Raw genomic sequence first — 21,669 nt, 5'->3', positions numbered from 1 at the left:
CGATCCCGGCCGGCTCAGTTCCAGCGGTGATGGGTGTTGCGGGTCAGAACGCCCACGACGACGCCCAGGAACAGGCCGATCCCCGCCACCCGCGGATGCAGCACGAAGGAGAGATATTCCACCGTCTTGTCCGCGAGTTGCAGCACCGCGTCCATCGGGTCCGCCCCCTGGAAGTCCGCATCCAAGATGTTGCGCCAGACGGTGATGATGGCCAGCACGAAGGCGATCCAGATGGTCGCCGTGACGGCGGCGCGGATCCCGAGGATGATGCCGGTCCGGCCCTCTGTCTCGACCTTGCGGCCGAGGGATTTCCAGCCCACGAGGAAGCCGACCGCGCCGAAGACCATCAGGAAATCGGTGGTCCAGCGGTCGAAGCGTTCGTCGGGATAGGCGTAGATAAGGACAAGCACCATTGCGGCGGCCGCGGCCGCCAGCGCCATTCCCGCGACAAGCCGTGCTGCGGTGGGCATGAACAGTGACTCCCCGTTCGATACCCGCAACTCTCACGCGGGCCGCCTCATGCTAATCTGGGTCACGTCTGTTGTGCCAGACCTAAAACACGCGGCGCAGGAGGTGAGGTAAAAGTTCCACATCCGCCGGAACCGGTCATCGAAACCGAGCGCCGATATTTCGCCCCAGCGGTCGTTGAACTTGTCGTGCCAGATCCTGAGCGTGTCCGAATAGCTTTGCCCGAACTCGATCGAGCCGGTCAGGTCGAGCCCCGCGCGTTCGATCTGCTGGCGCAGCGCCTCGGGGCTGGGCAGCATGCCGCCGGGGAAGATGTATTTCTGGATGAAATCGACGCCGCGCCGGTAGCCGTCGAACAGCCGGTCCTGGATCGTGATGATCTGGAGCGTGGCCTGCGCGCCGGGGCGCAGGCGGTCGCGGACGGAGTCGAAATAGACCGGCCAGTATTTTTCGCCCACCGCCTCGAACATCTCGATCGAGGCGATGCCGTCGAAGGCGCGCGTCTCGTCGCGGTAGTCGCGGAGCACGATCTCCACCCGTTCGTTCAGGCCGGCGCGGAAGATGCGTTCGCGCGCGAAGTCGTGCTGCTCGCGGCTGATGGTCAGGCCCGTCACCCTGGCCCCCCGATGGGCTGCCGCATACTCGGCGAAGCCGCCCCAGCCGCAGCCGATCTCGAGGACGTGGTCCCCTTCCGAGACGCCGATACGGTCGCACATCGAGGCGTATTTCCGGGTCTGGGCGGCGGCAAGATCCTCGGCCGGGGCGTCGAACAGAGCCGAGGAATAGGTCATCGTCTCGTCCAGCCAGGTGGAATAGAACTGGTTGCCCAGGTCGTAGTGGTAGGAGATGTTCTTCTTCGCCTGCCGCTTGGAATTCGCGTTCATCCAGTGGCGCATGCGTTCATAGGCGCGGACGATACCGGCACCGGGGAAGGAGCGGCCGATCTCGTCGTTGTTCATCAGCAGCATGTCCATCAGCGCCATCAGGTCGGGGGTGTCCCACCATCCGTCCATGTACGCCTCGGCGAAGCCAAGCTCGCCGTCGCGGGCGACGCGGGTGAACAGCGCCGGCTCGTGCACCTCGAGCACGCCATGCGGCCCCGGCTCTGCCCCCTGGGCCCGGAAGGTGCGCCCGTCGGGCAGCACGATGTCGAAGGTGCCGGCACGCATGCGCGAGATCACGGAAAAGCTTGTCTGGAACCAGCGTGGCAGGTCCGACTGGCCCTTCGTACTCGTCAACACGGTCATTCTGTCGTCACTCCGCAAGTCTTCTGAAGGGGTTGTAGTGGGGGAAGGGCTGCCCGCCAAGGGCTGCGCGCTCAGGCCGCGCGCTTCCGGGCCGTTTCGCTTTGCGAGTATCGATGGAAACGGATGCCCTTGAGGAAAAGTCGCAAGGCGTGCCAGTGGATCAGGGCGAAGACGCGGAAGCTCATCAGCGGATAGGCGAGGAAGGCGCGCATGAGGGCGCGGTCGGTCAGCGGTTCGCCCCGGCCGGTGATGGTGGCGATCAGCGTCTCGCCCTCGGGCCCGGCCTCGCGGATGCGGAGCGCCAGCTTCTCGTCGGGCGCGTTCACCGAAAAGCGGTAGGTCTTGTCCATGTCGATGAAGGGCGAGACATACATCTCCTTGCCCTGCTGCTGGCGATAGGCGCCGCCGGCCGCGTCGCCCGCGGGCAGGGCATAGGCGATCTGGTCGCCGAAGGTGTTCTTGACCTCGTAGACCAGCGATTGCAGCCGGTCATCCGCGTCGTAGCAGTAGTAGACGGTAAGCGGGTTGAAGACGTAGCCCAGCATCCTGGGAAAGCAGAGCATCGACACGCGCCGGGCGGGCGGCAGGCCGGCCCCCTTCAGCTGTGCGTCCACCCAGGGGCGCAGCGGCCCGCCGTCGCGGGGGCCGTGGTCGCGATCCTGAAGGCTCATCAACGCGGTGCGGTTGTGGCCCAGCAGGCGCAGGCGGGACAGGATGGCGTCGATCCGGTCCAGATCGACCAGCAGCGAGAAGACGCGGTAGCGGAACCGGTGCCGCCGGGGCAACAGGCGCATGTGCATCACATGCCCGCGATAGAGCGTCGCTGCCGGTCCTTCGGTCATTCGGCCGCCTCTGCCATGTAGCTGCGTTCCGGCGCGGGCAGGTCGCGGGCCCATTCGGGGCGCGCGCCCAGCGACGCCGCCACGCGAAGGCCCGCGCGCAGCCCGTCCTCGTGGAAGCCGTAGCCAAGCCACGCACCAGCATACCAGACGCCGCCCACACCCTGAAGCGCCGGCATCTCGCGCTGGGCGGCGAAGGCGGCGCCGTCGAAGACGGGGTGCGCGTAGTCGAATTCGACATGCACCTTGGCGGGGTCGATCGTCCGGGTGGGGTTGAGGCTGACGAAAAGGGGATAGCGGCGGTCGATGGTCTGAAGGCGGTTCATCCAGTAGGTGACGGGCGCCGGGCGCTGATCCTCGGCCGGGTTGAGCGGCGAGAGGAAGTTCCAGCTGGACCATACCTTGCGGCGGACCGGCATCAGCATCTCGTCGGAATGGAGCACCGCGCGGTTCTGCGAGGTGCGGAAGCAGGCGAGCACGTTGCGCTCGGCATCCGAGGCGTCGGCCAGAAGCCGGTGCGCCTGCGGGCCGTGGCAGGCCAGAAGCACCTGGTCGAAGACCGCCTCGGAGCCGTCGGCGAAGCGCAGATGCGGCTTGCCCCCGGTGCGGGTGACGGAAACCACCTCGGCGCCCGCATGGGCGCGGGGGCCGAGTTTCGCCATCAGGCGGCTGACATATTCGCGCGAGCCGCCTTCGACGGTGCGCCAGCGCTGCGACGGGTCGAGCCCGGTCATCAGGTCGTGGTTGCGGAAGAAGGCGACGAAGCTTTCGGCCGGAAAGTCGAGCATCTGCGCCGTCGGCGTGGACCAGATCGCGCCCCCCATCGGCAGGATGAAGCAGTCGCGGAACCAGTCGGAATAACCCTCGGCGCGCAGGTAGTCGCCCATGCTGAGCCCCGCGAGCCGCCCGTCGTCCAGCTGGGTGGCGGCGGTGCGGTTGAAGCGCATGATCTCGCGCAGGCCGCGCAGGAAGCGGGGGCGGAAGATGTTGCTGCGCTGGGCGAAGATCTCGTTCAGCCCGTCGCAGGCGTATTCCATGCGCCCGCCCGCGACCGACAGGCCGAACGACATGTCGGACCACTTGGTGGGCACGCCCAGATGATCGAACAGGCCGGTAAGGTTGGGGTAGTTGCGGTAGTTGTAGACGATGAAGCCGGTATCCACCGGGATCGTCACGTCGCCGAAATGCGCCTCGACCGTGTTGGCATGGCCGCCGAAGCGGCTGTCGCGTTCGAAAAGGTGGACATCGTGGTCTTCCGACAGGGCATAGGCAGCCCCCATTCCGGTGATCCCGGCACCGACAACGGCAATCTTCATCTGCTCGTCCTTGATCTTGGGCCTGTGCATCGGCCAGTTCGTGAAGTGGATTGGAATTGGTTCACGCAGCAGACCTGTCGCGATGCGCGTGATAGGCGTCCAGCGCCCGCTCGCGGCCCTTTTTCAGGTCCACCAGGGGTTTCGGATAGGGCGCGGAGGGAGTCATGGCCCAGCTTTCCGGCACGGCCCGGAAATAGTCCAGCGCATCCTTGCCCGGCTGACGGGAAAGTTCCGCGACCCAAGTCCGGCGGTAGACGGATTTCGGGTCGAACTTCTCGGCCTGGGTGGCGGGGTTGAAGATGCGGAAGAAGGGCGCCGCGTCCGGCCCCGATCCGGCGGCCCATTGCCAGCCCATGGCGTTGGACGCCGGATCCCAGTCGATCAGGCAATCCTCGAACCATTTCAGACCCACGCGCCAGTCGGTCATCAGGTGCTTGGTCAGGTAGCTTGCGACCAGCATCCGGGCGCGGTTGTGCATGGTGCCGGTGACGTACATCTCGCGCATGGCGGCGTCGATCACCGGCTCTCCGGTCAGGCCGCGCTTCCAGCGGGTGGCGTGCTCGCTCTCACCCGCCCAGGGGAAGCCGTCCCATTCCTCGCGCCAGTTGCGTTCGGTGATATGGGGCGTGTGGTGGACGAGGTGGTGGGCGAAGTCGCGCCAGACGATTTCCTGGAGGAATGTCTCGGCCCCCGGCGCGCCCCGCTCCATCGCGGCGCGGGCGGCATGCCAGCAGGCGCGGACGGACACCTCGCCCAGGCTCAGGTTCTCGCCCAGCTTCGATGTGCCGGGCAGGTCCAGCCGGTCGCGCAGGTCCGAATAGCCGGCGATCCCCTGTTCGAGAAAGGCGTCGAGCCGGGCGCGGGCGGCATCCTCGCCGATGCGGGCGTGGGCGGCCACGATATCGGCGCCGCGGCGCATGGCGGCGCCGAGCGCCCAGTCGGACAGGCTGTCGCTTGCGGGCCAGGCGTCGGGGGCCGGCAGGCGGGCGGGGGCGGGCAGGCAGTCGCCCGGATCGCGGTCGCGCACCGCGCGCCAGTAGGGGGTGTAGACCCGGTAGAAGCCGCCCTGCCCGGTCTGCACGGTCCACGGCTCGAACAGAAGATGGCCGGGATGGCTGACCGCCTCAAGCCCGCGATCCCTCAGCTGCGCCTTGACGCCCGCATCGCGCGCCTTCGAGACGGGATCGCAGAGCCTGCTCCAGTGCACGGCGGTCGCACCGGTCTCGGCGGCAAGCGCGGCCAGCACCCGGGCCGCGTCGCCCCGGCGCAGGATCAGCCGGCTGCCCAACGCCTCGAGGCTGCGGGCGAAGGAAGCGACCCCCTCGCCCAGCCGCCAGCGGGGGGCCGCGCCAAGCGTCTCGGTCTGGGGATCGAGGATGAAGACGGGAATGACCGGGCCGCCGCGCGCGATGGCGGCAACAAGGCCGGGGTGATCGGCAAGCCGAAGGTCCCGGCGGAACCAGAAGAGCGTGGGGGGTGTCATGCGTGTCGGGGGCCGCTGCGCGGGAAACTTGCTGAGGTCATGCAGGAAGATACGGTCGCAACATGAAAACGGTTTACCCCCAAGTGCACAAAGTTTCGTCGGTCCGCGGTGTCGCAGCCCGCTGCGCGCCCGATCGCCGTTATTTTCCGGGCAAAGCCGGGGGCAGCCGACCTGCCCTCTTTTGCTTTCGGCGCCGCGGCGCTAAGTTGTCGTCAACGCAGCAGGGAGGCAGGCATGGCGCGTCCGGTCGTCGGTATCATCGGCAATCGCCACATGGTGAATGACGAATATCCCGCGCAGGCGGTCGGGCTGTCGAACCTCGAGGCGGTGGCGCAGGTGGCCGATGCGCTGCCCCTGATGATCCCCGCGGTCCCCGACCTGGTCGATATCGCGCATCTTCTGGACGTGGTGGACGGGATCGTCCTGACCGGCGGGCGGCCCAACGTGCATCCCAGCCATTACGGCCACGAGGAGACCGAAAAGCACGGCAGTTTCGATCTGGACCGCGACGCGGTGGCGCTGGGGCTGATCCATGCCTGCGTGGACCGGGGCGTGCCGATCCTGGGCATCTGCCGGGGTTTCCAGGAATTCAACGTGGCCTATGGCGGCACGCTGCACCCTGAGATCCGCGAGCTGCCGGGGCGGATGAACCACCGGATGCCCACGACCGGCGCGCTGGCCGACAAGTTCACCAACCGCCACGCCGTGCACCTGACGCCGGGCGGGCTGTTCGCGCGGCTGTTCGGCGCGGACGTGATCGAGGTGAACACGCTGCACGGCCAGGGGATCGAGACGCCGGGCACCCGCATCGTGATCGAGGGGCACGCGCCCGACGGCACGCCCGAGGCGCTGCACGTCAAGGGCGCGCCCAACTTCGCCATGGCGGTGCAGTGGCACCCCGAATGGCAGGCGGGCATCGATCCCGTCTCGCGCCCGCTGTTCCAGGCCTTTGGCACGGCCATGCGCAAGGACGCCCTGCGCCGCGCGGGCTGAGGGCGGCGATTTCGCGATTGACCAAGGGAACTGCCCTTGCCCGCGAGCGGCCGACGGACATCCCGCGAGATCCGTGGTGACGCGCGCCGGCTGGCAGATGCAGGCGTCCGGACCCTGCTTGCGTTCGATCGATGGAAGACCGTCGCGCCAGGTGCGCATGGGTCGATGCTTCGGCTTGTCCGAAGGAGCGATTGATCACCGCGCGCATCTGCATCCATGATGCGTCTGATCCGGCAACGACCCGTTCTGCCGCATGTCCGGCGAATGCGGTTTGCGAACGACCCAACACGAAAGGACAAAGGATGAGTTTCAACGCGCTGGTCGTGACCCGCGACGAGGAGGGGCGCACGGCCGCCACCGTCAGCCACATCACCGAGGACGACCTGCCGCCGGGCGACGTGCTGGTCGCCGTCGAGTATTCCACCGTGAACTACAAGGACGGGCTCTGCATCGGGTCGGGCGGCGGGCTGGTCAAGACCTGGCCGCATGTGCCCGGCATCGACTTCGCGGGCACCGTCGAGCGGTCGGACCATCCCGACTACCGCCCCGGCGACAAGGTGGTGCTGACCGGCTGGCGCGTGGGCGAGATCCACTGGGGCGGCCATGCGCAGAAGGCGCGCGTCAGGGGCGACTGGCTGGTGCCGCTGCCCGAGGGGCTTACGACGCGGCAGGCGATGGCGGTGGGCACCGCCGGGCTGACCGCGATGCTGGCCATCGACGCGCTCGAGGCGCATGGGCTTGCGCCCGGCAACGGCCCGGTGCTGGTGACGGGCGCTGCCGGCGGCGTCGGTTCGGTCGCCGTGGCGCTGCTGGCCGCGATGGGCCACGAGGTCGCCGCCGTCACCGGCCGGCCCGAGACCGAAGCCTATCTGCGCGAGTTGGGCGCCACCACCATCGTGCCGCGCGCCGACATCGCCGAGACGGTCAAGCGCCCGCTGGAAAGCGAGACCTGGGCCGGCTGCGTCGATGCCGTGGGCGGCGCGATGCTGGCGCGGGTGCTGGGGCAGATGAAATACGGCGCCTCGGTCGCGGCCGTGGGTCTTGCGGGGGGTGCGGGGCTGCCCGCGACGGTGATCCCCTTCATCCTGCGCGGCGTGAACCTTCTGGGCATCGACAGCGTGATGCAGCCGCGCCCCAACCGCATCCGCGCCTGGAACCGTATCGCCGAACTGCTGCCGCTCGACAGGTTGGACGCGATGATCCATCCCGCGACGCTGGCCGACCTGCCGGAACTGGGCGCGGCCATCCTGAAGGGCGAGGTCCGGGGCCGGGTGGTCGTGGACGTGAACGCCTGAGCCCTAGACCGGCTCGGTCGCCCAGTCCTCGCGGCCCATGTCGGACAGGACCGCCTCGATCGCGGGGCGGTCCGCCTCGTGGAAGCGACCGATGATGTCGCTGCCGTGCAGCTTGGCCTTGGGCGGTGGAAGATCGAGCGGCTCCAGCCCCAGAAATTCATGGACGGCGGCCGTCTCTCCCAGCGCCGCCTGCGCGTAGGTGATGCGCGTGACCGGCCCCTTCGCCGCTGCGTAGCGGGCATAGATCGCATCCATCCGCGCGACGAACCTGCGGAACGCCTGCGGGTTGAAGCCGGTGCGCGTCTGCCGCAACGCCGCGAGCCGCCGTTCGGGCGCGTGCGCCCCCATGTTCCAGACGCCGGTATCCTTGGCCAGCCGGCTGGAGGCGTACATCGCCAGCCGGTTTTCCCGGTCGAGGATGATCTTGCGGACCTCGCCGGAGGCAAGCAGCCAGTCCGACACCGGCACGGATTGCGAATGGAAATGCTTGAAGCCGCGCACCCGTTCGCCGTTCGGCGCGAAGGCAAAGGCGGCGCGGACAAAGGCTATCGGATCGGTCTCGCGCAGGCGCATGTCCGCCTGCGCGCGGAACTCCTCGCGGATGTGGTTCTCGATGCCACGGGGGTTGAACAACTCTCCGTGGACATAGGCGTCGGGATGGGCGCGGAACATGCCGTTCAGAAGCGAGCTTCCGGTCCGCGGCATGGCCATCACCGCGAACAGCACCGGCTGCCCGTCCCGCGCCGCCGCGTCAGCCTGCATCTTCCACCATCCACTCCCTGCGCCCCATCCTTTCCAGGACCCGCTCAAGCTTCGGGCGGTCCTCGTCGCGGAAGCGCGCGGCGATATCGCTGCCATGCAGCTTCACCTTGGCGGGCGGGGTCGCCACCGGGGCAAGGCCAAGGAATTCGAAGACCGGCGCAACCTGACCGCGCGCGACCTGCGCATAGGTGAGATGCAGCACCTGCCCGGTGGCCTGCCGGTAGCGATCGTAGATGGCGTCGACCGTCTCGCAATATCGCCGGAAGGCCTGCGCCTTGAACGGGATCCGCGCCTGCCGGACCGCATCGAGACGCGCCGCCCGCGCCGCGGGGCCCAGATTGTAGACCCCGGTCGCCCGCGCCAGTTCCAGCGAGGCGTACATCGCCAGCCGGTTCTCGCGTTCGAGCACGATCCTGGCGATCCCCGGCGCGCCGATCAGCCATTCCGCCGCCTCGGGGTTGTGGCGGTAGAAATGCTTGAAGCCGCGCACCCGTTCGCCATTGGGGGCGAAGTCCAGCACCTGCCGGATGAAGCCCACCGGGTCGGCCGCGCGCCGGGCAAGATCGATGTGGGGGAAAAGCTCCTCGCGGATATGCTCGGCCGGGCGCCTGTCGTGAAAGATCTCGCCATGGACGTAAGCTTCGGGATGCGCGCGCAGCATCCCGCCCAGCAGCGAGGAGCCGGTCCGCGCCATGCCCAGCACGACGAAATCCACCCGCGCGCCCGTTGCCATGCCCCTGCCCTTCATGCCTGTCCGGCACGGACAATAGGCCCCAGGCTGCGCTGCCTCAACCGCCCTTGCGGCTGGGCGCGGGGCTGTGCACAAGGTGGGGCAAGGCGACATCAGGCAGGGAGCACGGCGGATGGACGGGCAGGAATTGGCACTGGATCTGGATTTCGTGCGGGCGCAGTTCCCCGCGCTGGCGGAGCCCGCCTATCCCGATCACGCGCATTTCGAGAATGCCGGCGGATCCTATGCCTGCGGTCCGGTGATCGACCGCCTGACCCGGTTCTACCGCGAGACCAAGGTGCAGCCCTATGGCCCTGCCCCCGCGACCCGCCGCGCGGGCGAGGAGATGGACGAGGCGCGCAGCCGCCTTGCCGCCATGCTGAACGTGGAGGAGGACCTGCTGTCCTTCGGTCCCTCGACCACGCAGAATACCTATGTGCTGGCGCAGGCCTTCGGCGAGTGGATGGCGCCGGGCGATGCGATCATCGTGACGAACCAGGACCACGAGGCGAATACCGGCCCCTGGCGGCGGCTGGAAAGGCGCGGGATCGAGGTGCGCGAATGGCAGGTCGATCCGGAAACCGGCGCGCTCGACCCCGCGGGGCTTGCGCGGCTTCTCGACGGGCGGGTGCGGCTGGTGTGCCTGCCGCACTGCTCGAACATCCTCGGGAGGATGAACCCGGTGGCGGAGTGGTGCCGCATGGTGCACGAGGCGGGTGCGGTGGCCTGCGTGGACGGGGTCAGCGCGGCGCCGCACGGGCTGCCGGACGTGGCCGCGCTGGGGGCGGACATCTACCTGTTCTCAAGCTACAAGACATACGGCCCGCACCAGGGGATCATGACCATCAGCCGCGCCCTGGCCGAGGCGCTGCCGAACCAGGGCCATTACTTCAACGCAGGCTACCTGTCCAAGCGGTTCACCCCCGCGGGCCCCGATCATGCCCAGATCGCCGCCTGCGCGGGCATGGCGGACTATATCGACGCGCTTTACGCCCGGCATTTCGGGGCCGCGGCCGCGCCCGCCGAACGGGCGCGGGCGGTGGCCGGGCTGCAACGCGCGCAGGAAGAGGCGCTGCTTGCCCCGCTGCTGGCCTATCTGCGCAGCCGCAACGATATCCGCCTGCTGGGGCCGCGGGACGTGGCGGAAAAGGTGGGCACCGTCGCCATCGCCGCAAACCGCCCCGGGGCGCAACTGGCCGAGGCGCTGGCGGCCCAAGGGATCATGGCGGGGGGCGGGGATTTCTACGCCACGCGGCTGATCACGGCGCTGGGGATCGCGCCCGAGCATGGCGTGCTGCGGATGAGTTTCGTGCACTACACCAGCCGGGCCGAGGTGGACCGGCTGATCGCGGCGCTGGACCGGGTGCTTTAAGCCGGGGCGCGACGCGCTCAGCGAAGCGGAATGCGCAGGCCTATCGCGAGAACGTGGCTTTCGCGATCAACCGACAGCGGGTCGCGCGGCGCGTTGCCACCGTCGAGCGGCGTGGCGCTGCCGCGGGCCGCGCCCAGGTCGTAGTAGCGGTAGCTTGCCTCCAGCAGGATCGGGCGCTTCCCCGTTGCGCTGATCTGCATGCTGGCGCCAAGCCCCACGCTCCAGGCAAGGTCGATGTGGCTCGCGCCCTCGAAGCTGCGCACGGGGTCGGTCGCGGAAGGGTTCGTGCGGGTCCAGTCGTCCATGCTGTTCATCGACAGGCCAAGCCCGGCCGTCACGAAGGGCTGGAACTTCGCGTTCCGGCCGGGCCGCTGGAACGGCAGGTAATAGACATTGCCCATGAGCGCGGTCGAGGAGATGTCGGCCTCGACGCTGGCATGGGGGCCGGGGGTGGCGGGTTCGGTCCGCGACCAGTCGCCGCCCACGGTTTCCTTGCCGACATGGGTCAGCGCCGCCTCGGCGCGCCAGCCGTTCATCCAGTCGAAGCCGATGGCGGCGGTGCCGGCGATGCCGTTCTCGCCGTCCAGCGCGAAGAACACCCGCGGATCGCTGGCGCCCGGCGGAAGCCAGTCGCCGCTGTCGGTGGCCGAAAACCCGGCGCCAAGGTCGAAGCGCGCGTAGCGGCCATAGGTGACGGCGGGGGCGTCGATCCCGAACACGCCCTGGCCGGACTGCGCCTGCGCGGTGGGGGCGCTGATGGCGAGACTGGCTGCCAGCGCCGCTGATACGGCGAACATCGCCTTCGGCATGTCGTTTCTCCTGCTCTCGTCCGCGTGCAGAGGGCATCGGCCTGCCGGACCGGCACCCCCTCTTGCCCTTGCGTCAGGGTGCCGCATCACCCATGGCCGGCCAAGACCGCGACGCGCACCGCCTCGGCCGTGGCGGCAAGCTGTGACGCCTCTGCATCGTCCAGCGCATGGCCGAGGATCGTGGTCACGGCGATGACTGTGTCGGTGCTGATCGGCAGGGTCTTGTCCGAGGCAACCCCGAGGAAGATCGCCGACAGCTGGCTGGCCTGGGTGCTGACGCCGACTTCGGCCAGCACGGAACGGCCGTCGAGCGCGTCATCCAGCAGGGCGAGGTTCTGGAGCGGCGAGTCGATGTAGCTGGCGTTCTCGAAGTTGAGCGACAATTCCGCGATCAGGTCCGCAAGCGGCAGGTTGTAGAAATCCACCATGTCCTGCGTCATCGATGCGAGCGCCTCGTCATAGGCGGCGCCAAGCACATGATCGGGCGAGCGCACGACGTTGAGGCGCCCGAGTTCCACCTAGGGGATCCCTTCCCTCGCCCAGACCGGCCTGCCGCCGCCCGTCTGGTCCGGCCTGTTCGCCTGCGGGCCGCGCCCGTCCGAGCCGCCATCCTCGCCGCGCGTGTCGGGCGGGCCGTCGCGGCCGCCACCGTCTTCGTGGCCGCCGTTCTCGCCACCCTCATCATGGCCACCGCCACCGGGGCCGCGGGGGCCGCCCTGCCCGTCCTCGTGCGCGCCATCCTCGTGGATCACCCCATCCTCGTGTTCGGCTCGTGCGGGGACAGCGCCTGTCACCATGCCCAGCAGCAGACCCAGCGCAAGCAGGGATGGCGTGGCAGGCAGCAGGTGGGGAAGTCGGTCGGCCGGGGCAATCGCGCGTCTCATCGAATTCTCCTCCAACGGATCTGGCCGGGGGTCGACGGCGCCCGCATCGGGCGCCGGGCCAAAGGTTGCGTCTCAGCCGTGGCCCGCCAGCACCGCGATGCGGACGTCCTCGGCGTCGTCGGCAAGCGCGCTGATCTCGGCATCGGTCAGCGCGTGGCCCAGGATGGTTGTCACCGCGATGACCGTGTCCTCGCTGATCGGCAGGGTCTTGTCCGAGGCGACGCCGAGGAAGATCGCCGAAAGCTGCCTGGCCGAGGTACCCACGCCGGCATCGGCCAGCGCGGATGTGCCGTCGAGCGCGTCATCCAGCAGGGCGAGGTTCTGAAGCGGCGAGTCGATGAAGCTGAGGCTGTCGAAGTTGAGCGACAACTCGGCGATCAGGTCGCCGAAGGACAGGTTGTAGAAATCCACCATGTCGTCGGTCAGCGTGGCAAGCGCCTCTGTGTAGGCGGCCTCCAGCACATGATCGGGTGAGCGGACGACGCTCAGGCGGCCAAGTTCGACCGCCGGAATGCCCTCCTGCGCCCAGACCGGCTTGCCACCGCCGGTTTCCCCCGGCCTGTTGGCCTGCGGTCCGCGACCGTCATCGCCGGCGCTGGAGGTGGTGGGACGGTTGCCCGCATCCGGGTTGCCACCCCCCGCGCCGGCCGAGGCATTTCCGCCGGAGCCCTGGCCCTGGGCATGTGCCGCGCCCATCGGGATCGCGGCAGCCGCCAGCAGCGCGGTCAGCGCAACCGCCGCCGTCAGCCCGCGCGACATGGGGCGCGGGGCATCGATTGGGAGTGTTCTCGGGGGGATGGGCATTCGGATCATGTGCACCACGACAGTTGCAGACTGCCGAATGCTTAGCGATCCCCCCCGATCGCCGCCTTGACCCATATCAACCTGGCGCCGCGCCAGCCACCGGGGCCGGCGCGGCGCAGGGGTCTTGCTCAGGGCTGGGCGTTCAGCCCAGCGGCCTCGATGCCAGCGACGGCGCAGGCCTCGTCATTGTCCGACGTGTCGCCGGAAATGCCCACGGCGCCGATCACGGTGCCGGAAGCGTCCGTCACCAGCACGCCGCCCGGCACCGGCACCAGCCGCCCGTCGAGCGCGCCATTGGCGGCGGCGATGAAATAGGCCTGCGCCTCGGCCCGCGCCATCTGCGCGCGTCCGCCAAGGCCCAGCATCACCGCGCCATAGGCTTTCCCGCCCGCGATCTGGAAACGCCCCGGCGAGGCGCCGTCCTGCCGGGCATAGGCGATGGCGTGGCCGCCCGCGTCGAGAACGATCACCGCAAGGGGCTTCAGCTTCTTTTCGGCCGCGGTTGCGAGCGCCACCTCGATGATGCGGTTGGCGGCTTCGAGCGTGATCCTGGTCATGTCCATCCCCTCCTCAGGCGGCCTTGGCCTGCGACGCCTTCAGCGCCAGGCGGTTGGCGTGGAGAAGCGGCTCGGTGTAGCCCGAGGGCTGCCGGGTTCCCTTCAGCACCAGGTCGCAGGCCGCGCGGTAGGCGAAGCCGTCGAAGCCGGGCGCCATCGGGGTGTAGGCCGGGTCGTTCGCGTTCTGCCGGTCCACGACCTGGGCCATGCGCTCCATCACCTCGCGCACCTGCGCTTCGGTGATGACGCCGTGGTGCAGCCAGTTCGCCATGTGCTGAGAGCTGATCCGGCAGGTCGCGCGGTCTTCCATCAGGCCGACATTGTTGATGTCGGGCACCTTGGAACAGCCGACGCCCTGGTCGACCCAGCGCACGGTGTAGCCAAGGATCCCTTGCGCGTTGTTCTCGATCTCGGCGCGGATGTCGTCCTCGGACCAGTTGGTGCCGGGCGCGGTCGGGATGGTCAGCAGCGCGGACAGCTTCGCGCGCGGGCCGCCGGCGGCAATCTCGTCCTGGCGGGCGAAGACGTCGACCTTGTGGTAGTGCGTCGCGTGCAGGGTTGCGGCGGTGGGGCTGGGCACCCAGGCGCAGTTGGCGCCCGCCATGGGATGCGCGATCTTCTGCACCAGCATGTCGTGCATCAGGTCGGGCATCGCCCACATGCCCTTGCCGATCTGCGCGCGGCCCTTCAGCCCGCAGGCAAGGCCCACATCCACGTTGTTGTCCTCGTAGGCAGAGATCCAGGCGGTGCCCTTCATCTCGGCCTTGCGGACCATCGGGCCCGCCTCCATCGAGGTGTGGATCTCGTCGCCGGTGCGGTCGAGGAAGCCGGTGTTGATGAACACCACGCGCTTCTTCGCGGCGCGGATGCATTCCTTGAGGTTGACCGTGGTGCGCCGCTCTTCGTCCATGATGCCGATCTTGACGGTGTTGGGCTTCAGGCCCAGCGCCGCCTCGACGCGGGTGAAGATCTCGTCGGTGAAGGCGACCTCGGCGGGGCCGTGCATCTTCGGCTTCACGACATAGACCGAGCCTGCCTGCGAGTTGCGCGGCCCATCGGACTTGTTCAGGTCGTGCACGGCGCAGAGCACGGTGCACATGGCGTCGAGCAGGCCCTCGGGCACCTCGTTGCCATCGGCGTCCAGGATCGCGGGCGTGGTCATCAGGTGGCCCACGTTGCGCACCAGCATCAGCGAGCGGCCCTTGTGGGTCTTCTTCGCGCCATCGGGCGCGGTGAAGGTGACGTCGGGGTTCAGCGCACGGGTAAATGTCTTTCCGCCCTTGGACACCTCTTCCTTCAGGTCGCCCTTCATCAGCCCGAGCCAGTTGGCATAGGCCAGCGCCTTGTCCTCGCCATCGACGGCGGCGACCGAGTCCTCGCAATCCATGATGGTCGAGATCGCGGACTCGACCAGCATGTCCGAGACATGCGCCGGATCGGACTTGCCGATCTGGTTGGCGGGGTCGATCACGATGCGGATGAGCAGGTTGTTGGCGCGCAGCACCGCCTCGGACAGGTTGCCGGCGGCGGAAGTACGGTAGCCCGCGAACTGCGCGGGATCCTTGAGCGTGGTCTGTCCGGCGGGGCCGGTCAGCGCCAGCGCGCCGTCCGCCACGTCGATGCGGCTGACATCGGCCCACGACCCGGTGGCCAGCGGCGCGACCTCGTCCAGATGCGCCTTGGCCCAGGCGATCACGCGGGCGCCCCGCTCGGGGTCGTAACCCGCGCCCTTCGGCGCATCGCCCAGCGCGTCGGTGCCGTAGAGCGCGTCATAGAGACTGCCCCAGCGGGCGTTGGCGGCATTCAGCGCATAGCGCGCGTTCATCACCGGCACGACAAGCTGCGGGCCGGGAATGGTCGCGATCTCTGCGTCCACGTTCTCGGTCTCGACGCTGAAATCGGGGCCCTCGGGAACGATGTAGCCGATTTCGCGCAGGAAGGATTCGTAGGCTTCCGCGTCATGGGGCTGGCCCCGGCGCGCCTTGTGCCAGTCGTCGATCGCGGCCTGGATCCGGTCACGCTCGGCCAGCAGGGCGCGGTTCTTCGGGGTCAGTTCGCCCAGCAGTCGCGCAAGGCTTTCCCAGAACGCGTCGGCGGCGATGCCGCTGCCGGGAATCGCCTGCCCGTCGATGAAGGCTGCCAGCGTGGCGTCGACTTGCAGCCCATGTTTTTCTACGCGGTTACCCATGATCCGGCCCTCTCTCGTGCCCTGTGACCCCATCGGCATTGTATGCCATTGTGCACCACATAGGGAAAAAGTTTCCGATAGGCAACAGGGGGTCCGGACGCAAGACGGCCGCTAAAGATCGAGGCTGAGCTGGTCCGGGGACGCCTTGGCGCGCCCGGGTCCGCGCCTGCGGCGGGGGGCGCGGTCGCCGCCATCCTTGCGGCTGGCGTGCTTTTCCACGATGCGCGCGGCGGTGGCACGGAAGGCGTCGCCGCGCCGCACGCCCCAGACCGCGTCACGCGCGTGGCGCGCGGCCTCGGCCACGTCCACGACGGGCGCGGGATAGGCACGATCCAGGACGCTGCCCGCCCCCTCCCATGTCCAGGGCGACTGGAGATGGGCGTCGGGGACGGCGGCAAGCTCCGGCACCCAGCGGCGGGTGAAGACGCCGGTCGGGTCCTGGTCCAGCCCCTGCTTGACGGGGTTGTAGATCCGCACGGTGTTCATGCCGGTGGTGCCCGACTGCATCTGCATCTGGCTCCAGTGGATGCCCGGCTCGTAGTCGGTGAAAAGCCGCGCCAGATGCGGCCCGGTCGCGCGCCAGTCGAGCCAGAGATGATAGCTCGCAACCGCCACCAGCATGGACCGCATCCGGAAGTTCAGCCAGCCGGTGTGGTGCAGGTAGCGCATGCAGGCATCGACGAAGGGGATGCCGGTCTCTGCCCTCTCCCAGGCGCTCAGGCGGGTCGCGTCGGGGGTTCGGGGGCGCAGGCCCTCATAGGCGGGGTGAAGGCAGTCCGTCTCGATCCGCGGCTCGTCCTCGAGCTTCTGCATGAAGTGGTCGCGCCAGGCGAGGCGGGACTGGAAGGACGAAAGGCTGCCCGCCCAGCCCTCGCGCGTGCCGCGCACCTCGCGTTGGCGGGCGGCGGTGGCCTGCGCCGCCTCGCGGCCCGACAGCGCGCCCAGCGCTAGATGCGGACTGAGGCGCGAGCAGGCCCATTCCCCTTCGACCGGGGTGGACATCTGCCGGCGGTAGTCGCGGCCGCGTTCCGTCAGGAAGCCGCCCAGCAGCGCCAGCGCCGCCTGCCGCCCGCCGGGCTGGCGATCCGGGCAGGGATCGGCCGGCAGACCCATGGACGCTGCATCGGGCATCGCGCCCGTCGCAATGCCGGACAGGGGCGCAAGCGCCGGGGCCGCGACCGTCGGCTGGCGCACGAAGCGGTCCCGCGCGGCGGCCCAGCCGTCCCGGCTTTTCAGCCGGCGCTTCACGCCCGCTTGCGGCAGTTCGGTCCAGGCAAGCCCGCGCCCCCGCGCCCAGGCGGCCACCCGCCGGTCGCGGGCATAGGTCCAGAGATTCCCGGTCTCCTCGGAGGAGAACAACGCCCGCGCGCCGGTCTCGCGCACGAGGGCGTCCAGGACATCGACAGCGTCGCCCGTGCGCAGGACAAGCGGCTGGCCCTGCGCGGCAAGATCGGCGCGCAGGTCCGCAAGCGTCTCGGTCAGGAAGGCGAACTGCCGGGCCGAGGTGTCGGGCAGGCGCCAGTATTCCGGCTCGAAGATGAAAAGCGGCAGGACATGGCCGCCCGATACCTCGGCCACCCGCGCGAGTGCCGGGTTATCGGCGACCCGCAGATCGCGCTTGAACCAGAAGATCACGGGCCGGCTGCTCATGCGCGTGAGATAGCGGCGCGCGCCGGACGGTAAAGGCCGCCCCGAAGGTCGGGGCGGCCCTGCGACTGTCAGTTGACGGGGGCCGTTCCCGGCGTCTGCGGGTCAGGGGTGGTCGGATCCCGCCCACGGTCGTCATCGCGCAGCGGCAGGCAGGGGTCGGCGGCCGTCGTGCTGTTCGGCGTGCACTCGTCAGGCGGCGGCAGGCACTGGTCCTGCGGCGCGGCGCCCGGGACATAGACCCCGCTGGTGCAGCCGGTGACCCCGCCGAACTTGTCATAGATCGGCTCGCCCTGGATCACAGGCGGCGGCGGCGCCGGCTCGGGCTGCGAGCAGGCAGCGACAAACGCCCCGCAGGCAAGAAGTGTCACAATTCCCACTAAACGCATTCTGATGTCCCCCTTGGATCAAGTATCATCGGCGACATCATGCCGCAGCTTGGCCCTTGTCGCAAGAAATTGAGTGTGCCGGGGCTGCTTTAGCGGACCGGAAACGCTGGAACCGGCAACCGCTCAACAGGGATCGAGCCCTTGCAGCCGCGCAAGCTCCAGCCTGCGCGCACCGGGGACGACGGGATAGGACACGAGCGGCCCCTCCTTACCGGCGCAGTAGTCCAGACAGAGCACGTTCGGCGCCTGAAGCTCGGGGGCATCTTCGAGCCAGTAATGTCCGAAGAAGACGGGCGGCGCATCCGCGGGGTAGCCGGGCATGCGGTGTCGCGCGGGGATGTCTCCCTCGGGGAGTTGTTCGCGGTGCGGAACGGAAATCCCCAGGCTTCGCCACGCGGTGGCATCGCGAAGCCACCAGCGCAGGCGCATGTCGGTGCGCGTCCTCTGGCCCTTGTCCTTGAAGCTGTATCCCTGCGGCAGCGGAACCTCGGGGCCCTTGGTGAGCATCTCGACCGCGTGCCTGAGCGGCGGGTCCGTCGCCGCGCGCAGAAGCGTATCCATCCCCGCGGATCCGTTCGGGGCATGGGTCCGCAGCAGCGAGATCGCCCCCTCGTCCCAGCAGGCATGGACAAAGCGCAGGCCGTCGCGTTCCAGCCAGATCGGCAGGTCCGCCATCCAGTCGATCCATGCGCGGGCGCCGGGGCTGCCGAGGGGGAACTCGGCCAGGAAGCTTTCATGCTGCCTGCGGTTGTCGGGGGTGTGGTCCCGCAGCGGCCCCCTGTCGCCCTGGCTGTGGAAGTGGATGGCGTTCAGCTCGTGGTTTCCCATGATCGCGCGGGCGGTGCCGGCCTCGATCATCGCGCGGACGATGGAAAGCACGCGGCCGTTCTGGGGCCCGCGGTCGATGAAGTCGCCCAGAAACACGACGCTGCGGTCCGGGTCGGCGTGCCGCCAGGCGCCCTTGCTCTCGGTGTATCCAAGCGCGGTCAGGCGATGGACAAGCTTGTCGGCCATGCCGTGGATGTCGGGAATGACGTCGTACAAACGGACTCCTTTCGGGGCAAACACGCCGCGGCGGACCGGGGCCTCGGGCGGCGACCGGACATTGCCTGCGGCGATTTATGGAAGGAGGGGCGCATCACGGCGACCCCGTTTCCGAGCATGGGGATCCCGCGCGCCCGGCACAAGGGGCATAACGACCCCTGCGCGACCTGTGGCCCCCGGGTCACGTTGCCCGCGGCCGGCTTTCACTACGTCGCGCGGCACGCTAAGTCGGAGGGGCAAGAACAGCGAGGACGTCATGCGCACCGACACCGCCCCGAGCCCGATCCGCCTGAGGGACTACACCCCGCCCGCCTACCTGGTGGACGCGGTGCACCTGACCTTTCGCCTGAACCAGACGGCGACGCGGGTGGTGGCGCGGCTGTCGATGCGGCCGAACCCTGCGGCGGAACCGGGGCAGGATCTGCGCTTCGACGGCGAGAAGCTGGGCCTGATCCGCGCCACCATCGACGGCCAACCGGTGCAGGTGAACCCGGACGATACCGGGCTGACGGTGCCGGCGGCGCTGGTGCCCGACGCCCCCTTCACCTGGGAGGCGGAGGTGGAGATCGACCCAACCGGCAACACCGCGCTCGAGGGGCTTTACATGTCCAAGGGCATGTACTGCACCCAGTGCGAGGCCGAGGGCTTTCGCAAGATCACCTATTTCCCCGACCGCCCCGACGTGATGGCGACCTATACCGTGCGGATCGAGGGCGATGCGCCGGTGATGCTGTCGAACGGCAACCCCACCGCCCGCGGCGATGGCTGGGCCGAGTGGCACGATCCCTGGCCAAAGCCCAGCTACCTGTTCGCGCTGGTGGCGGGAAACCTCGTGTCGCATGACGACAGCTTCACCACCCGCTCGGGGCGCAAGGTTGATCTTAAGATCTATGTCCGGCCCGGAGACGAGGGGAAATGCGCCTACGCCATGGACGCGCTCAAGCGGTCCATGCGCTGGGACGAGGAGGCTTACGGGCGCGAATACGATCTGGACCTGTTCATGATCGTCGCGGTCGACGACTTCAACATGGGCGCGATGGAGAACAAGGGCCTCAACATCTTCAACGCGAAATACGTCCTGGCCAGCCCCGACACCGCCACCGACCAGGATTACGAGCGGATCGAGAGCATCATCGCCCACGAGTATTTCCACAACTGGACCGGCAACCGCATCACCTGCCGCGACTGGTTCCAGCTGTGCCTGAAGGAGGGGCTGACGGTCTATCGCGACCAGCAGTTCTCGGGCGACCAGCGATCGCACGCGGTCAAGCGCATCGACGACGTGCTGATGCTGCGCGCGCGCCAGTTCCGCGAGGATGCGGGCCCGCTTGCCCATCCCGTGCGCCCCGTCGAATATGTCGAGATCAACAACTTCTACACCGCGACCGTCTACGAGAAGGGCGCCGAGGTGATCGGCATGCTCCGCCGGCTGGTCGGGCCCGAGGCTTATCGCCGGGCGCTCGACCTGTATTTCGAGCGGCATGACGGGCAGGCCTGCACCATCGAGGACTGGATCGCGGTGTTCGAGGATGCGACGGGTCGGAACCTGTCGCAATTCTCGCTGTGGTACGCGCAGTCGGGCACGCCACGCGTCCGGGTACAGGAGACGTGGAAGGACGGCGTATTCACCCTGACCTTCAGCCAGACCCTGCCGCCCACCCCCGGCCAGCCCGACAAGGAACCAATGGTCATACCGCTGGCGACCGCGCTGCTGTCGCCCGAGGGCGCGGAAGTGGTGGCCGAGCAGGTGCTGGAACTGACCCAGGCCCGCCAGAGCTTCCGCTTCGAGGGGCTGTCGGCGCGGCCGGTGCCGTCGATCAACCGGGGCTTCTCGGCGCCGGTGATCCTGGAACAGGACATGGACGATGCGCGGCGGGGCTTCCTGCTGGCGCATGACACCGACCCGTTCAACCGCTGGGAGGCCGGGCGCGAGTTCGCCCGCGCGGTGCTGGTGCGGATGCTGAAGGATCCGGCCCACGCACCCGAGGAAACCCTGCTCGAGGGGCTGCACGCGGTGCTGGCCGACGAGACGCTGGACCCGGAATTCCGCGCCCTCGCCCTGCGCCTGCCCACCGCCGAGGAGGTGTTCGACGCCGCGCGCCGCGACGGCCAGACCCCCGACCCCGCGATGATCCGCCAGGCGCTGCTGCGGCTGGAGACGGCGCTGGCCCGCCGGATCCCCGATCTGCGCGCGCGGCTCGACGCGCTGGCGGTGCCCGGCCCCTACAGCCCCGACGCCGCCTCGGCCGGCAAACGGGCGCTCAGGGGCCGGCTGCTGGCGCTGCTGACCCGGCTCGAGCCGGATGCCGCCACGGCCAGGGAACTGTTCGCATCGGCCGACAACATGACCGAGACGATGCAGGCGCTGTCGCTGCTGGTGGCCACCGGGCAGGGCGCGCAGGCGCTGGCGCGCTTTCATGAGCGCTGGGCATCGGAGGGGCTGGTGCTCGACAAGTGGTACGCGGTGCAGGCCAGCCTGACGCCGCCGGAAAACGCGCCGGAGCTGGTGGCCGAACTGGCGGGGCGGGCGGATTTCGAGTGGAAGAACCCCAACCGCTTCCGCAGCCTGATCGGGGCGTTCGCCGCCAACATGGCGGGCTTTCACCGCGCCGACGGGGCGGGCTACCGGCTGTTTGCCGACTGGCTGATCCGGCTCGACCCGGTGAACCCGCAGACCACCGCCCGTGTCGCCGGCGCCTTCGAGACCTGGCGCCAGTTCGACGCGGGGCGGCAGGCGCTGATCCTGACCCAGCTTCAGCGCATCAGCGACACGAAGGGCCTGTCGAAGGACACGACCGAGATCGTGGGCCGCATCCTGGAGGCCCGCGCCTGACTGGCCGGG

General features: G+C 69.0%; 20 protein-coding genes. 4 read left to right on the top strand and 16 right to left on the bottom strand.

All coding sequences use genetic code 11. The features are described 5' to 3' along the window. Positions 1 to 14: 14 nt before the first annotated feature. The 5 genes from HMH01_RS06320 to HMH01_RS06300 all read right to left on the bottom strand — a co-directional run bounded on the left by HMH01_RS06320 (position 15) and on the right by HMH01_RS06300 (position 5,353). On the bottom strand, positions 15 to 470 hold the full coding sequence (locus HMH01_RS06320) for a TrgA family protein (RefSeq protein WP_171323496.1): 456 nt from the start codon (positions 468 to 470) through the stop codon (positions 15 to 17). Between the two features lie 33 nt (positions 471 to 503). After that, a complete protein-coding gene (locus tag HMH01_RS06315) occupies positions 504 to 1,715 on the bottom strand; it encodes an SAM-dependent methyltransferase (RefSeq protein WP_171323494.1) in 1,212 nt (403 codons plus the stop codon). Between the two features lie 71 nt (positions 1,716 to 1,786). Further along, positions 1,787 to 2,557, bottom strand: a complete 771-nt coding sequence (locus HMH01_RS06310) for a DUF1365 domain-containing protein (RefSeq protein WP_171323492.1) — start codon at positions 2,555 to 2,557, stop codon at positions 1,787 to 1,789. Further along, complete coding sequence (locus tag HMH01_RS06305; RefSeq protein ID WP_171323490.1) at positions 2,554 to 3,870, bottom strand: NAD(P)/FAD-dependent oxidoreductase; 1,317 nt, start codon at positions 3,868 to 3,870, stop codon at positions 2,554 to 2,556. Before HMH01_RS06305 ends, HMH01_RS06310 begins: the two co-directional genes overlap by 4 nt. Positions 3,871 to 3,931: 61 nt before the next feature. Next, positions 3,932 to 5,353, bottom strand: a complete 1,422-nt coding sequence (locus tag HMH01_RS06300) for a cryptochrome/photolyase family protein (protein WP_171323488.1) — start codon at positions 5,351 to 5,353, stop codon at positions 3,932 to 3,934. A gap of 234 nt (positions 5,354 to 5,587) precedes the next feature. Between HMH01_RS06300 and HMH01_RS06295 the strand changes: the two genes are divergently transcribed. Together HMH01_RS06295 and HMH01_RS06290 are read left to right on the top strand one after the other, a co-directional pair. Next, positions 5,588 to 6,346, top strand: a complete 759-nt coding sequence (locus HMH01_RS06295; RefSeq protein WP_171323486.1) for a gamma-glutamyl-gamma-aminobutyrate hydrolase family protein — start codon at positions 5,588 to 5,590, stop codon at positions 6,344 to 6,346. 302 nt (positions 6,347 to 6,648) lie between these two features. Next, the gene (locus tag HMH01_RS06290) at positions 6,649 to 7,641 is read left to right on the top strand and encodes an MDR family oxidoreductase (RefSeq protein WP_171323484.1); all 993 of its coding nucleotides are present in this window, start codon (positions 6,649 to 6,651) and stop codon (positions 7,639 to 7,641) included. 3 nt (positions 7,642 to 7,644) lie between these two features. Here the strand turns inward: HMH01_RS06290 and HMH01_RS06285 are convergent, their stop codons facing one another. After that, positions 7,645 to 8,403, bottom strand: coding sequence for a sulfotransferase (locus HMH01_RS06285; protein ID WP_171323482.1), 759 nt, complete (start codon positions 8,401 to 8,403; stop codon positions 7,645 to 7,647). Then, positions 8,393 to 9,136 carry a hypothetical protein gene (locus tag HMH01_RS06280; protein ID WP_171323480.1) on the bottom strand — a complete coding sequence of 248 codons (744 nt, stop codon included), beginning with the start codon at positions 9,134 to 9,136 and terminating at the stop codon, positions 8,393 to 8,395. The genes HMH01_RS06285 and HMH01_RS06280 overlap by 11 nt, the downstream gene beginning before the upstream one ends. A gap of 130 nt (positions 9,137 to 9,266) precedes the next feature. On the opposite strand from HMH01_RS06280, the gene HMH01_RS06275 reads away from it, so the two are divergent. After that, positions 9,267 to 10,505, top strand: a complete 1,239-nt coding sequence (locus HMH01_RS06275) for an aminotransferase class V-fold PLP-dependent enzyme (protein WP_171323479.1) — start codon at positions 9,267 to 9,269, stop codon at positions 10,503 to 10,505. A 17-nt stretch (positions 10,506 to 10,522) separates the two neighbouring features. Here HMH01_RS06275 and HMH01_RS06270 read toward each other — a convergent pair whose 3' ends face one another. From HMH01_RS06270 to HMH01_RS06230, 9 genes are all read right to left on the bottom strand, one after another. Next, a complete protein-coding gene (locus HMH01_RS06270; RefSeq protein WP_171323478.1) occupies positions 10,523 to 11,314 on the bottom strand; it encodes an outer membrane protein in 792 nt (263 codons plus the stop codon). Positions 11,315 to 11,400: 86 nt separating this feature from the next. After that, positions 11,401 to 11,832, bottom strand: coding sequence for a hypothetical protein (locus HMH01_RS06265; protein WP_171323477.1), 432 nt, complete (start codon positions 11,830 to 11,832; stop codon positions 11,401 to 11,403). Continuing rightward, complete coding sequence (locus HMH01_RS06260; protein ID WP_171323476.1) at positions 11,833 to 12,198, bottom strand: hypothetical protein; 366 nt, start codon at positions 12,196 to 12,198, stop codon at positions 11,833 to 11,835. Positions 12,199 to 12,270: 72 nt separating this feature from the next. Continuing rightward, the gene (locus HMH01_RS06255; RefSeq protein ID WP_171323475.1) at positions 12,271 to 12,957 is read right to left on the bottom strand and encodes a hypothetical protein; all 687 of its coding nucleotides are present in this window, start codon (positions 12,955 to 12,957) and stop codon (positions 12,271 to 12,273) included. Between the two features lie 173 nt (positions 12,958 to 13,130). Continuing rightward, positions 13,131 to 13,559, bottom strand: coding sequence for a GlcG/HbpS family heme-binding protein (locus HMH01_RS06250; protein ID WP_171323474.1), 429 nt, complete (start codon positions 13,557 to 13,559; stop codon positions 13,131 to 13,133). Positions 13,560 to 13,572: 13 nt separating this feature from the next. Further along, positions 13,573 to 15,747 carry a malate synthase G gene (locus HMH01_RS06245; protein ID WP_171323473.1) on the bottom strand — a complete coding sequence of 725 codons (2,175 nt, stop codon included), beginning with the start codon at positions 15,745 to 15,747 and terminating at the stop codon, positions 13,573 to 13,575. 111 nt (positions 15,748 to 15,858) lie between these two features. Then, positions 15,859 to 17,397 (bottom strand): FAD-binding domain-containing protein, encoded by a 1,539-nt coding sequence (locus HMH01_RS06240; protein ID WP_171323472.1) that lies wholly within the window; start codon positions 17,395 to 17,397, stop codon positions 15,859 to 15,861. A 68-nt stretch (positions 17,398 to 17,465) separates the two neighbouring features. Then, positions 17,466 to 17,765: a hypothetical protein gene (locus HMH01_RS06235; RefSeq protein WP_171323470.1), complete on the bottom strand. Its 300-nt coding sequence runs from the start codon at positions 17,763 to 17,765 to the stop codon at positions 17,466 to 17,468. 141 nt (positions 17,766 to 17,906) lie between these two features. Further along, the gene (locus tag HMH01_RS06230; protein WP_246237285.1) at positions 17,907 to 18,827 is read right to left on the bottom strand and encodes a metallophosphoesterase; all 921 of its coding nucleotides are present in this window, start codon (positions 18,825 to 18,827) and stop codon (positions 17,907 to 17,909) included. 256 nt (positions 18,828 to 19,083) lie between these two features. On the opposite strand from HMH01_RS06230, the gene pepN reads away from it, so the two are divergent. After that, entirely contained in the window at positions 19,084 to 21,660 is a 2,577-nt protein-coding gene (pepN, locus tag HMH01_RS06225) for an aminopeptidase N (protein ID WP_171323469.1), read from the top strand. The last annotated feature ends 9 nt before the right edge of the window (positions 21,661 to 21,669 follow it).

Origin of the sequence: Halovulum dunhuangense, from assembly GCF_013093415.1 — a bacterium.
Lineage (GTDB): Bacteria > Pseudomonadota > Alphaproteobacteria > Rhodobacterales > Rhodobacteraceae > Halovulum > Halovulum dunhuangense.
The sequence above is the reverse complement of the archived record's forward strand: the minus strand, read 5'-3'. Positions and strand labels throughout refer to the sequence as shown.